Origin of the sequence: Prevotella aurantiaca, assembly GCF_015262605.1 — a bacterium.
GTDB classification, from domain to species: domain Bacteria; phylum Bacteroidota; class Bacteroidia; order Bacteroidales; family Bacteroidaceae; genus Prevotella; species Prevotella aurantiaca.
The window spans coordinates 1-14,035 of sequence record NZ_JABZSJ010000064.1 but is presented as its reverse complement, the minus strand read 5'-3'; the positions used below and the strand labels follow the sequence as shown (position 1 = coordinate 14,035).

At 34.8% G+C, this 14,035-nt stretch carries 10 protein-coding genes; 9 read left to right on the top strand and 1 reads right to left on the bottom strand.

The genetic code is table 11. The features are described from left to right. Positions 1-761: 761 nt before the first annotated feature. A complete protein-coding gene (locus HXN26_RS09590; protein ID WP_273160960.1) occupies positions 762-1,199 on the top strand; it encodes a hypothetical protein in 438 nt (145 codons plus the stop codon). Between the two features lie 681 nt (positions 1,200-1,880). Here the strand turns inward: HXN26_RS09590 and HXN26_RS09585 are convergent. Next, positions 1,881-2,390, bottom strand: coding sequence for a hypothetical protein (locus tag HXN26_RS09585; RefSeq protein ID WP_273160958.1), 510 nt, complete (start codon positions 2,388-2,390; stop codon positions 1,881-1,883). 515 nt (positions 2,391-2,905) lie between these two features. Between HXN26_RS09585 and HXN26_RS09580 the strand changes: the two genes are divergently transcribed. The 8 genes from HXN26_RS09580 (at position 2,906) to HXN26_RS09545 (ending at position 12,642) form a co-directional block, all read left to right on the top strand. Next, positions 2,906-4,738 carry a phosphoethanolamine transferase gene (locus HXN26_RS09580; RefSeq protein WP_273160956.1) on the top strand — a complete coding sequence of 611 codons (1,833 nt, stop codon included), beginning with the start codon at positions 2,906-2,908 and terminating at the stop codon, positions 4,736-4,738. A gap of 41 nt (positions 4,739-4,779) precedes the next feature. Continuing rightward, a complete protein-coding gene (locus HXN26_RS09575; protein WP_273160954.1) occupies positions 4,780-5,922 on the top strand; it encodes an acyltransferase family protein in 1,143 nt (380 codons plus the stop codon). A gap of 1 nt (position 5,923) precedes the next feature. After that, positions 5,924-6,955, top strand: coding sequence for an acyltransferase family protein (locus tag HXN26_RS09570; RefSeq protein ID WP_273160952.1), 1,032 nt, complete (start codon positions 5,924-5,926; stop codon positions 6,953-6,955). Beyond that, positions 6,952-7,830 (top strand): decaprenyl-phosphate phosphoribosyltransferase, encoded by an 879-nt coding sequence (locus HXN26_RS09565; RefSeq protein WP_273160950.1) that lies wholly within the window; start codon positions 6,952-6,954, stop codon positions 7,828-7,830. Before HXN26_RS09570 ends, HXN26_RS09565 begins: the two co-directional genes overlap by 4 nt. A gap of 4 nt (positions 7,831-7,834) precedes the next feature. Continuing rightward, complete coding sequence (locus tag HXN26_RS09560; RefSeq protein ID WP_025001608.1) at positions 7,835-8,800, top strand: HAD-IB family phosphatase; 966 nt, start codon at positions 7,835-7,837, stop codon at positions 8,798-8,800. A gap of 86 nt (positions 8,801-8,886) precedes the next feature. Beyond that, positions 8,887-10,236, top strand: a complete 1,350-nt coding sequence (locus tag HXN26_RS09555) for a DUF6080 domain-containing protein (protein ID WP_025001609.1) — start codon at positions 8,887-8,889, stop codon at positions 10,234-10,236. After that, positions 10,233-11,669, top strand: a complete 1,437-nt coding sequence (locus HXN26_RS09550) for a DUF6080 domain-containing protein (protein WP_273160947.1) — start codon at positions 10,233-10,235, stop codon at positions 11,667-11,669. The genes HXN26_RS09555 and HXN26_RS09550 overlap by 4 nt, the downstream gene beginning before the upstream one ends. A gap of 13 nt (positions 11,670-11,682) precedes the next feature. Beyond that, positions 11,683-12,642 carry a glycosyltransferase gene (locus HXN26_RS09545; protein WP_273160945.1) on the top strand — a complete coding sequence of 320 codons (960 nt, stop codon included), beginning with the start codon at positions 11,683-11,685 and terminating at the stop codon, positions 12,640-12,642. Positions 12,643-14,035: the final 1,393 nt, after the last annotated feature.

Genomic DNA, 14,035 nt, shown 5'->3' with positions numbered 1-14,035 from the left:
TTTTAAAGCTAATCACAACCATTTGCAGAAACAAATAAATTACAAATCGTTGTGTTTGCTAATGCAAAGATACTAATTTTAAAGCTAATCACAACTTCCTATCGAAGAGCCTACGGATACTCCTCGTTGTGTTTGCTAATGCAAAGATACTAATTTTAAAGCTAATCACAACATACACCAAGAACACCTGCAATCTCCCGAAGTTGTGTTTGCTAATGCAAAGATACTAATTTTAAAGCTAATCACAACACCTCCCGCTTTCAACGTCTTTCGTAAGTGTTGTGTTTGCTAATGCAAAGATACTAATTTTAAAGCTAATCACAACTAATCTTTATAATAAACTTGTATGGCCTATTCTTTACAAACACCTATTCCCAGAGCTACGCTATGGGTTTACCGACGAGGTTCGCAACTCTCTGCATAATCAATTATCCTATGCAATAGAAAAAATAACCAAACTGTTACTTGTGCGTTTCAAGGATATTGCTTATCTTTGTCGCAGGAACTAAAAACAAAAACTATGTGGATATTTCTCGAAATAATCATAACGCTGATAACAATTCCATTCTTTATAAAGGCTGACGATTGGTGCTGGAGAACTTGCCTTATTTACATTGGTTGCTGCATACTCTTTACACCCCTCGTAGGAATCCCCGTTTTTCTCTTTGCTTTCAGCAGATAGACAGACAGTTTTGTCCTTTCCTGCTTTATTGTCTGTTATTACCTTTGTTTGCAAAAGGTAATAACAGACAATTTTATTTATGGCAAAACATTTATCTGAAGACGAAGTTACACTCGTTGTAAATGCTAAGGCAGACAAGGCGCAGCAGAATATTCGCAAGTTCTCTAAGGAAATTGATAATCATGGAGAGCGCAACAAGTCACTCCAACGTCAAATGGAATCTCTCGAACTTGCAGGGAAAAAGAATACTGATTCGTGGAAACAACGACGTGAGGAGTATGGAAGAAATGCAACGCAGATTCGAAATCTCAAACAGCAAATCGCTGCTGAGACGAAAGTTGTGTTTGCTAATGCAAAGATACTAATTTTAAAGCTAATCACAACTAAAGTGCAAGGTTGCACCGTTTGTGCTTGGCTATACGGTCATTTCGTAGACGATATGCCATATCTAAGAAGCGAAGATAAGGCAGAATCCGTACGAAAATGGTATAAGATTCGCCCGAAATACTTGTATTAGAAGAATGTTTAGAAAGGGACGTTAGAAGACGCCCCGAGCGAATCTGATAATTGCTACGTACAACGCTTTCTTGCGTAGTATATATTTTAGAGATACCCTGATGGAGAGTGTCGTGAACAAATTTCTTATGAACAAGACTTTCTGTTACCATATTTACCTTTTAAGTGCAAATATAATAACAGACAGTTTTAGTGCAAAGGACAGTTTTTCCTAATGATGGATATTATTTCATTAGATGTTTGTAAAGGGAAATTCCTATTATAGGAGTAAAACAACAGCAAAGCCCCAAGTAGATACATTTTACAAGAAACGGTGTGCCACGAGTAACAAAGGGCATTGCAAGGAGGGTTATAAGGAATGAAATAGTTTCGATTATCAACATACCTGTTCTTGTTTTTAAAAGTCTTATTTTTATTATGAAAGCAAAGATAATAAATAGTTCTGTTTGCTAATGCAAAGATACTAATTTTAAAGTTAATTACTTTGCAAAATATCTGTATAATGGTATACCTATTATTGGGGTAAAGAGCATAGATAGTCCTAAAAAGAACAACTTTACATACCAAGGCTCACCATGTGTAAAGAAAGGCATAAGGACAAGCGATATCAAGAAAAAGAAAATTTCATAAATTGACATAATTAATATACAGTTGTGTTTGCTAATGTAAAGCCGATAATCATTTATTTACTATTATTGCATTTTTGTTCCAACTCTTTGATACGCATTCGGTATTTTACTAATTCACATAACAAACTCTCGTTGTTACGTGTTAGCTTCTTGTTCTTCTCTATAAGATGGTCGCGGAACTCTTTTGCCATAGCAGCTTTAAAATCACTAAGAAAAGCACGAAATTCATCTGTGTATTCTCCATCAATCATATATTTCTTTTGCATGACTTGTAAGGCATGCTCCCCACGCATTATTCTATTGTATTCTTCAATCTTTTTATTTCTTGTTTTCTCTCTCTTTGATAAAGCCTCTTTATCATCTCCATAAAGTTCTTCTTCAAGCTCTTCATATCTTTTTCTCAACGTCTGATAGTTCTGTTCGAGTTTGTACACATATTCAGTTCGTTTTTTATCATACTCCTTAAACTTTTCGATAGTTCTTTCAGCCCAAAACAGTCTTTTTTGGTCTTTGGAAAGCATTTGAGAGTTTAATATGTGCGATTTAGGTTCTTTTTCTTCCATTTTCAATGTGTATTTTGATTATTATTTTAATCCTCTAATATTATGTTTATTAATGCAAAGGTACTATTTTTAAAGTTAATCACAACACCTTTTTATTTGTTTGTTTTATTATTACGTTGTGTTTACTAATGCAAAGGTACTAATTTTAAAGCAAATCTTCTGTCCAAGATGCCTATATATTTAGTAAAGTTTGTTCGATATAATCAAGCTGTTTGAAGTTATAATAACAAACACAAAAATTTTTAATTATAAAAATAAAATTTATAATTACAAAAATAAAATTTATAATTATAATTTTGATGGATTATAATAAAAGTTTTTTGGAATTAAGATGTGCTTGAAAAAATGCTTTTTTTCTTAGTCTGTAATATATACGCATTACATTGTAAATTGATTGAAAACAGAAGATAAAAACTCATATATTCAAAACGGGCAAACAGGAGAAAAAGGATTATTAGGTGGTAAAACTTGAATAATCCTATTTTTTGCCGTACCTTTGTCGCAAAGTTTAGAAAATGACTATTTTAAGCAGTATTACCAGACTTTTAGAAAAGGTAGGGAACCCTATTAAGAGTAACTTCCGCTTTTTCTTCTTTATGTATCTCGTTGGTATTTTTGTTGCATACGCAGAACTTCCTACCAACCGAGAGGATGTGTCGGTATATGGAGACCTTTGGTTGGAATTATTTTTCGATCTTTATATTGTTTGTGTTCTTCTTTCACTGATACCTGAACGTGTGCGCTGCTGGATAGTTGGAGTCTTCTATACTATCGCCTATGCAACAAGCATTGCCGACCTTTTTTGTTGGGTGAAATTCCAATCTCCCCTTAATCCTTCGATGTTATTGTTGGTTGCAGAAACTGATAAGCGCGAAGCAAGCGAGTTTTTCAGTAGCTATATCAATGCCGAAGTAATAACATCAAGTGTAGGATTTTTACTACTCATCGTGCTTTTGCATTGTTTGCTAATGGTATGGAGTGTATATCGCAAAAGAAAGAATATAAAATACCCTGTAATATTCAATGTCGTAAAAGAGAAAAGTGGCCTTTTCATCGGTATAATTACGCTCATTCTGTTTGTAGTTTCGGCTATTTCGTCGTTCCATAATAAGCGTGAAATGGCGCAAATGTTCTCGTTGAAAACAATAGGAGCTGTAGAACACGAACTTACAACACCTGATTGCGCAGTATTCTATACCCCAATTTACCGACTTGTATTTAGTATTTATGCCAATCTTTTAGCCGCCCAACAAATAGATAGATTGGTAGATGCAAAAGATCGTGTTGCTGTTCAAGACTGCACTTTTGATGCAAAAAACATAGTATTAATTATTGGCGAAAGTTTAGGACCACACCATTCGCAGCAATATGGCTATTTTATGAAGACTACACCACGGCAAGTTGCGTTGGAAAAGTCGGGATTGTTGGTACCTTTCACTGATGTTGTAGCACCATGGAACCTTACAAGTTTCGTATTTAAGAATATCTTCTCGCTACATGTTGTTGGTCAAAAAGGAGAATGGTGCGACTATCCGCTCTTCCCACAACTATTCCGAAAGGCAGGATATCATGTATCCTTCATCACCAATCAATTCCTTCCCCAAGCAAAAGAAGCCGTATACGATTTCAGTGGAGGATTCTTTTTGAATCATAAAGAGTTATCTGCGTCGATGTTCGATACACGAAACACACGTTTACATACTTATGACGAAGGATTATTGGCTGACTATGACAAGACATTGAAGGCAGAGAACAAAGACAACAACCTTATTATATTCCATCTTATGGGTTGTCATGTGTCGTATAACCGACGCTATCCTGAAAATAGAAAGTACTTTAGAGCTGCACAATACAAAAAGAAGCGTCCAGAACTAACCAAGCAACGCCGCTATATGTTGGCACATTACGACAATGCTGTATTATACAACGACTCGATAGTGGACCAGATTGTAAAGCGTTTTGCCAACGAAGAGGCAGTAGTAATATATATGCCCGACCACGGAGAAGAATGTTTTGAAGGCAAAAGAAGTATAATATGTCGTAACCATTCTGCACAAATCGACTACGATTTGGCACGTTATGAGTTCAAAGTTCCTTTCTGGATATATTGTTCTCCGAAATATATTAAGAAGCACCCTGAGGTGTTTGAACAAATAAAAGCTGCAAAAGACAAACGTTTTATGACTGACGCTTTGCCACACTTACTATTGCACTTAGGCGGCATTAAAGCAAAAGACTATCGAAGTGAATATGATATTTTGAGTCCGCAATACAATGAGAAGCGTCCTCGAATACTTAAAAACAAAACCAACTACGATGAACTGGTGGCTGAACAAAATAAGAAATAGCGATGAAACCGTAGATTTTAAAGATTATAACCCCACAATATATGGAGAGCAAAACAAATTCTACTGTTAGCAAAGGTATAGTCGATAAGACGTTGAGTCATGCAGAGTGCAACATCTTACGTGGCATTGCGATTGCTGGTATTGTACTTCATAATTACTGCCATTGGCTCCGTCCTATTGTGAAGGAAAACGAGTACCAATTCAACCAACATAATGTGGATTGGTTTAACAACGTTATGGCACATGGCTTTAACGACCGCACCTTTTTTCATTTGCTGTCATTCTTTGGACATTATGGTGTACCTATCTTCCTTTTCCTATCAGCTTATGGTTTAGTAGCGAAGTATGAGAATGCTAAACCAGTATCACCCAGTCAGAATACCAGCACTATACACGAACCCAATACTTTTCGTTTTTTGCGTTATCACTGGCTGAAACTTTTCCGTATGATGATAGTAGGTTTTTCTGCTTTCGTCTTAGTTGATGCCATAACAGAAGGGCAACATCACTACGACGTAATGGATATTGTGGCACAGATGGGATTGTTCAATAACCTTCTGCCCAATCCTGATGATATTATATGGCCTGGTCCTTATTGGTTTTTTGGTTTAATGCTCCAATTATACATGGTTTACCGCTTGTTTTTATACAAAAAAGGGTGGACATGGATTGTAGGTTTCATTGCTATTTGCACACTAATACAACTATCTTGTGAGCCAAATGGAGAAGCATTGAACCGTTGGAGGTATAATTTTGTAGGCGGAATGCTGCCTTTTGGTTTAGGATTGCTTTATGCAAAGTATATGCGTAACATACAATTGCGCATCTATGGGATAACGTTTATTGTGTCGTTACTCTTTATTCGCTTTGGTAGCAATAATTTTTTAACCTGGTTTTTTGTTCCTATGTTTATATGTTCGGCAGGAATTAGTTTTGTAAAACTGCTGACTTACTGGCACGAACATTTTCCCCAATTTACTTTCGGTATAGCAAAAACATTTGAATGGTTAGGCGTTATATCAGCAGCGCTGTTTATTTCGCATCCCATTACACGAAAAATTATAATTCCCATTTCGCGCAGTGGAGACTATTGGACAGGACTTCTGCTCTATATGATTACTTCTGTATGCGTGGCATGGTTGTTTAAAGAAATAATGAGGCATGTGCCTTCACCCAAGTTTTGAGATGAAAGAAAAAGGAATAGAACTTGCAAATATTAGTAAGTATCGAGGCGAACTGATGGGCTTAGCGATATTGTTCGTTATGCTTTTCCATGTAAGTGTACCTCGTACAGATGCTTTTTTTGGACTTCGACGCATGGGAAATATTGGAGTCGATATGTTTTTCTTCCTTAGCGGTATTGGTCTTTGGTATTCATGGACGAGGAATGCCGATGCAATGAATTTCTTTAAGAAGCGACTTTTACGTATTTATCCTGCTTGGCTCATTCTAGCATCGTTGTATTACATACCAGATTTTCTTGCTATTCCATGGGTAAAGCACAGCGGAAATAGTACAAATATTATTGATTTAATCGGAGATATTACGATAAACTGGGATTTTTGGTTGAACGATGAACTTACGTTTTGGTACATACCAGCAACCATGATGCTGTATTTGATAACACCAGCCTATTTGTCGCTTATTATAAAACACCCCACTTATAGATGGATTCCTGCAATAATGATAGCTTGGTGCGTTGCTGTTAAGTATGTTGTACCTATCAATGAAACTGTGGGACATATTGAAATATTCTGGAGTCGGGTTCCGATTTATTTAATAGGACTAAACTTTGGAGCGACAGTAAAGGAAAAAAGAACTTTGGAAGCAAGCTCTATTTGGCTAATATTACTGACGTTTGTCGGAATGCTTGCTACGTGTATCTATTTGGAACAGGTAAGGCATGGACGTTTTCCGCTATTTTTGGAGCGAATGCTATATATCCCACTCACCATAACTGGAATAATTCTGCTTTGCATCGTATTAAAAAAAGCTTCAAATAAATACCTCCACAAGGCACTTATATTTGTGGGTGGAATAAGTTTAGAGCTATATTTGTTGCACAACCATTTTATACTTATCTATATCGAACGACTTAGTTGGCACTATTGGGCAAAGTTTTTTGCAACCCTTGTAATAGCTTTACCCCTTGCATGGTTCCTGCATATAGGAGTTGAGAAGATAACAACGAAAATAGAAAGGAATCAAGAAAGATGAAAGAAATAATCAGATTGATACGTCCGCACCAATGGATAAAGAATCTTGTTGTGTTGTTTCCAATCTTCTTTGGTGGAGCTTTAGGACATTTGGAGTCGCTATACGAAGGTTGCATCACAATGATTGCTTTTTCATTTATTGCTTCTTCCATTTATTGTCTGAACGATATTATAGATGTTGAAGACGATCGTCGCCATCCTAAAAAGTGTAACCGACCTTTAGCTTCTTGCAGAGTAAGTATTGCGCAAGGATATGCTATTATGATAGTAATGGTGATTTTATCGATGGTTTCGTTACTTTTTCTTCCGAACAAGTGTATTGAAACTACTGGAGTCGTTGGCTTTTATTGGGTTTTAAATGTGGCTTATTGTTTATTTTTAAAACAACATGCCATTATTGATGTTTGTATTGTTGCGTTTGGTTTTGTGCTGCGTATTCTTGCAGGAGGTATTGCTACAGATATAAGACTGAGTAAATGGATTGTGTTAATGACCTTCCTTCTGATGCTTTTTCTTTCGTTTGCCAAACGACGTGATGATGTTTTACGCATGAACGAAACAGGAGAAGCACCGAGAAAGAATACAATTCGTTATAATCTAACGTTCATTAACCAAGCCATTACTATTACAGCAAGTGTTACTTTGGTATGTTATATCATGTATACCGTAAGTCCTGAAACCATTGCAAATTTCCATACTGAGAACCTTTACCTAACCAGTGTTTTTGTTCTTTTGGGATTATTGCGCTATATACAGCTTGCTGTTGTAGATAAAAAGAGCGGTGACCCAACAAAAGTTATTCTTCATGATCGTTTCATACAATGCATAGTATTGGGATTCGGTCTAACTTTCTTTATAATAATATACTTCTTATAGCATCATGAAAGTATATGCTTTTGATTTCGACGGAACACTGACGACAAAAGATTCTTTTGTTGAATTTATCAGATATGCAAAAGGATTTGGGAAAACCTTTTTTGGTTTTCTTCTGTTTGCACCTATTATCTTATTAATGAAACTACATCTTTATCCAAATTGGAAAGCAAAACAACGCATCTTTTCATGGTTCTTTAAAGGAATGGATATAGATGAGTTTAACAGAATTTGCAAAGATTTTGCTGTAGCAAAACAAAATATCATGCGAAAAGGAGGACTTGCAACAATACGCAAAGCAATTGCTGAAGGAGATAGCGTTATTGTAATTACGGCCAGTATTGAGAACTGGGTGAAACCTTTTTTTGATGAATTTGGCGATAAAGTAAAGATAGAAGGAACACAGATAGATTTTCGTTTAGGTACAATAACAGGACAATTCATAACAAAAAACTGTTATGGAAAAGAGAAAACAAAACGACTTAAAAAAGTGTTTCCTTACAGAGAAGCTTATGAGTTGTTGGCTTTCGGAGATAGCAAAGGCGATAAGTACTTGCTGAAAGAAGCAGACAAAAGTTATTATAAGCCTTTTCGAAAACGAGACAAGAACGAAAAGTTCGGTGAAATCGTGCGTTTTGGTATTGTTGGAATCTTAGCAACGGCTCTGCAATACGGCATATATCTTTTATTAATAAAGTGGATAGAACCGCGAATTTCTAATACGGTTGGATATTTGGTGAGCTTTATTTTTAACTATATAGCGTCTACAAAGTTCACTTTCAAGGTAGTATCTACAACAAAAAATGGAGCAGGTTTTGCTTTTGCACACATCGTAAATTATAGTTTGCAAACAGGTTTCTTATCTCTATTTCTTTGGTTCGGACTATCCAAAGGTCTTGCAATGATTCCTGTTTTTGTTATCTGCGTTCCCATTAATTTTGTCTTGGTGCGTTTATTTTTAAAACGGAAATAATATCACTATAACACAAATAGTTAGACGATATTACTTGGAAGATAGATTATAAATGTGTAACTTTGCAGACTTTAATAAGGAAAGGAATGTCTGTATTTGGTATTTTTGCAGTAAAAAAGGAAGAACGCTTATTGGCATGTGCCATGCTTTGCGTCTTTTTAGTTTTCAATGCCTTGCTCATAGGTAGCCATTTTGGCGTTTATACAATGGGCGCACATGGAGGTTTTTGGTCGTTATTTACCAATAATTTCCGTATGTCGGGTTATGATAACTGGTCGTGGATAACCATTTCTGGAATGCGTGTCCATTTTGAAACCATTCGACATCCATTATTTTTAACACTGCTTTACCCATTATATTGGCTGAACCATTGGCTTATAAACGCTGTTGGTATCAACTTTGCAGTATTCTTTATGGCGATTATTATCGTCTTTTCATCATTCTACGCAGTAATTTTTACCTATCGTATTTTTCGTGAAGTATTGGAATTACAACAGAAAGATGCAACGTTACTTACACTATTCTTATTTTCTTTTGGGCATATCCTGTTGCCAACAATAGTTCCCGACCATTTTGTAATATCGCTTATGCTTCTTACAATGACCCTATATATTGCTGGAATAAGGCAAAAACAAGGAAAGGAAATTAATACATGGCAATCATTTTTATTGATGTTTTTCACAGCAGGAATGGCAGCTTCTAATGCAGGAAAAACTATTTTAGCAGGTCTTTTCACAAATGGCAAAAGGTTTTTTAACTTCAAATATCTAACTGTTGGAGTGGTTCTGCCATTGCTTTTGCTATTTGGAATTCAACAATTGCAGTATTATACGGTAGAAGTTCCGCAAGAAGAGTTTACCAAAAAGATTGTAAACAACAATAAAAAGAAACAACCAGGAAAGTTTGAATCTCATACTAAGCAACGAAATGCATGGTTACGATCTCATACAGGAAGGGCAGCAAGTAGCGATGGAATAGGAAAACTAATGGATATTTCTACTTCTCGTACAGAAACAATCATTGAAAACTTCTTTGGTGAACCTATTCAACTGCATCAAGAATATCTTTTGAAAGACGTTTTGTGGGATCGTCCTATCTTTGTTAAATATAGCTGGATTGCCAATTATGTTATTGAAGCTATTATTGTGTTATTATTTTTAGCCGGAATTTTGGCTGGTTGGCGTTATAAATTTATGCGAATGCTCTTATTATGGTTTGCCTGCGACTTCACATTACATGTTATTATGGGCTTCGCCATCAACGAAGTATATATTATGACAGCTGGATGGGCTTTCATAATACCTATTTCCATAGGCTATTTGTTGCGTATTCTTTCGCACCAATCACGCTTTATTTTGCGCGTCATGTTGGTTTTATTGACAAGCTGGCTATGGGTTTATAATGGTGGACAAATTATTTATTACCTTATCTCATGAATGTTTTTGTAGGTTTTCTTACCATTAAAAGAGATGAACGCCTACCCGTTGGCTTATTCTTCGTATGGCAATTACTATTGCAAACACTTGCCATTGCGAAATATATACCATTGTTTACGAAACCATCGAGCAATTATTACAAGCTATTTGTAGACAATTACCACCTTTCTGGTTTCGATCCGCTAACCTATTTAGTTGTTTCTGACTGGTCGTTAGCCTATGATGTAAACCGCCACCCCTTATTAGCACTTTTCTATTATCCCTTTTCACAGTTAAATCAACTGCTTATTGCCATAACAGGAATAAACTTTTCAGTTTATATTGTTGCTCTAATTTTAATCTTCTTTACAACGTATGGCTTTGTTTTGATGTTGAGAATACAACGCCATATTATTGGAATTGCTTCCTTTGATGCCGCAATTTTGGCTTTTATCCTTTACTCTTTTGCTCACGTTTTATTGTCAAGCATAGCTCCAGACCATTTTATTCTGTCGTTATTTATGCTTCTTTTAACGCTCTATATTGCAGGAATGCAATTGAAAGCGAAGAAAGAAATGAGCATTTGGCAAACAATTTTGCTATTTATATTTACTGCTGGCATCTCTTTAAATAATGGCTTAAAGGTTATTCTGTCCAACTTTTTCACACGAGGCAAGCGGTTTTTCACGCTAAAAAATATCTTTTTAGCTATCATCTTTCCTGCTGCAGTCATCTTTGCAATAGGAGAGTGGCAGCATAAAGAGTTTATTTCGGAGAAAGTAGAGGCGACAAAGGTAAAGAAACGTAATGCTATCAAAGCTGAACGTAGGGCAATGTTTGCATCATTCAAGGACACTACACAGATTAAAGATAGCGCAAAGCAGGAAGAAATCTTTAAGAAAATATGGAAAGCGCATCGTAAAAAAGTGCTAAGAGCGGAAGCAAAACTGCCGCAGAAAGCCCATTCGGGAAAGCCTGTAAGCGATAAACGTTTCCTAAATTGGACAGATGTTTCCACTTCTCGCCCCAAAACAATTGTAGAAAACCTATTTGGCGAATCCATACAGCTACACCAAAAGCATACTTTAGAAGATGTAATGAAAAGTCGTCCTGTAATTGTTACCTACGATTGGATAGTCAATTATGTTATCGAAGCATTGATTTTCCTCCTTTTCATCGTAGGAATTTGGTGTGGGCGCCGTATTAAATTCTTATGGCTGTGTCTTTCTTTTGCAGCTTTAGATATAATATTACACATCGGATTAGGCTTTGGTATTAACGAGGTTTATATTATGACTGCCCATTGGATATATGTTATTCCACTTTCTATAGCATTTTTCGTTCGTAATAGCAGTGACAAGACAAGACAGAAACTCCGTATTCTTCTTGTACTATTGGCAATATACCTTATCATTTATAATGTTTCACTTCTCGTGCGTTATCTATATTTCTAATTATTAAATGTCTATGAAAGTAAGCGTTTCTATCGTCTTATGCACATACAATGGTGCAAGATACATCAGAGAACAATTAAATTCAATCCTTGCTCAGACGTATCCACTGTACGAAATAATTGTGCAAGACGACCATTCTACCGATAATACCGTAGAAATTCTTCAAGAATATGCTTCCAGACATAATATTATAAAAGTCTTTCAAAACGATTCTGAGCGAGGGGTTAATGGCAATTTCGTTTCAGCTATGCAGCGAGCAACAGGAGAATACATAGCTATTGCCGACCAAGATGATATTTGGGAAGCCGACAAAATAGAAAATCAGATGAAAAGTATTGGTAAAAACTTACTTTGTTCTGGTTTTTCGCGTCCTTTTTCTACCGATGGTTCGTTTGCTTATTTCGACCATCGAAAACGTAATGTAAATGTTGTTCGAATGTGTTTTTTAGGGCTTCCTGGACATACATTATTGTTTCGCCGTGAACTTATAAATATGTTACCACCATTAGAACATTCCATTTTTAAATATTCTATGTACGATGCTGCACTTTCAATAGTGGCGGCTGCACATAAAAACATCGTATTCATCGACAAAATACTGGTTAATTTCCGCCGACATTCTGCAGCTACTACTTATAACGATTATAAAAAAAGTTTACCATCGTGGCAGAATGCTTTATATATGTTGTGGTGGGGAATAAAGCATTACAAGGAAACACGAAAGCACATACGCCCTATTTTTGCAGCAAAACTATTGCTTTTAAATTATGTAAATGCAAATAACGATGAGGCAAAAGCTGCAAAAACTATACTCGAGTTAGAATTGCAAAATGGTGTTTTACCTTTCCTGAAATTGCAATATCAGTGTATGAAGAATTATAAACACCTATTTCATACCGAAGGAAAAGGATTTTTACGATTCATTCGTGCTGCTCTTTATCCCATTATGCAACTACAAATGTATGCACAATAGTTATTTTGTTATTCAACCCACCCTAAAAATCATGCAAACAAATTTCGTTTTAAGAAAATTCTAAAACATAATAAGAAAAAACATGATGGTACAAATCTTTGGCTTCGTCATTCTGTCTTTTATACTTGTGGTAATGTAAGGTATTAAGTTTAAGCCTAAAGGTGGATTACTTCCTATATTAAGCCTACTTGTTTGTATGTCTTTAATAAAATACTGCCTCAATTGTTCTATTTAAAGACTATAGAAATAACAGAACTTTCTATATTCTATTTATTCTTGTTAGCGTTATTCCTTAAGATTTTTGTATCAAATAAATCGTCTGGATAAAAATAATATATGTCAGATTTCGAAGGAAATTATCTTTTTCAAATTTTTATATGAAAAATTATTTTTTTGTAATATAAAAACGATGCATTTATAATATAAAAAAAATATTTTCTTATTATATTTTTTTACCCTTCGTGTAATTGTTTGAGAACTAATAAGTTGTAAATATCTTTTTTCTATATATCTTTTCTATATAAATTGACACAGTGATAGGTGGAACTACAAATAAGATAGACACAACAGAATAGAGTTTCTGAACAGACACTTAACGTTCTGTATCAATTATCAATACAAATCTGTAATTATAAATTCTATAGCAAAAAAAGATAGTTTTGGACTTTCCTTTTTAGATAGCCCAAAACTATTAGTGTATAAATAAAAAATACCATTAGACTTTTATAATTCTTATTGAATTTGTACGTCTAGCAGAATTGTAACTGTCTATTACCTCTTCATCGGTTCTTTTCTTCCATAATATGTTATTTAGAATCCCCTCTCAATTGAAATAGTTTATAATAACATTGAAAGCATCTTTCAAATTTTGGATATCAAAAAACGATAATACTCTGAAAGAGTAAATACAAATACTAATAATGCATTAAATTTTGCAGCGAACATATTCTTTTTTTATGTTCATACCTACAAATTATACTCGTCTAAAAATATGAAAAGCCTATAAGGAGCAACTGTTACAAAAATATAACCAATAATACTCCTACCTCCATCTTTTTTTCTTAGCTAAAATAAGTTATAATTTCAGTGAAAGATTTTCCCAGGTTATACCACACAAAAAAATGACGATAAAAAATAGGGGTACATATTGCTAAAATTATGACATCTTCTACTACTGAGCGCCAATCTTTCACCTTAATTTTCTTGAACATTCTATATAAATGTCTTAAACACAAGAAAGCGACAAAGATAGCTGATAGTATATGTAATACATTTAATATAACTCCTAACATATAATTTCTTTTATAATAGTAATATTTTTTTGGTTTTAATAAATTGTTGGCTTATATGACAAAAATGTGCTTATTTTAGAGTCGTTCTCTCTTATGTGACA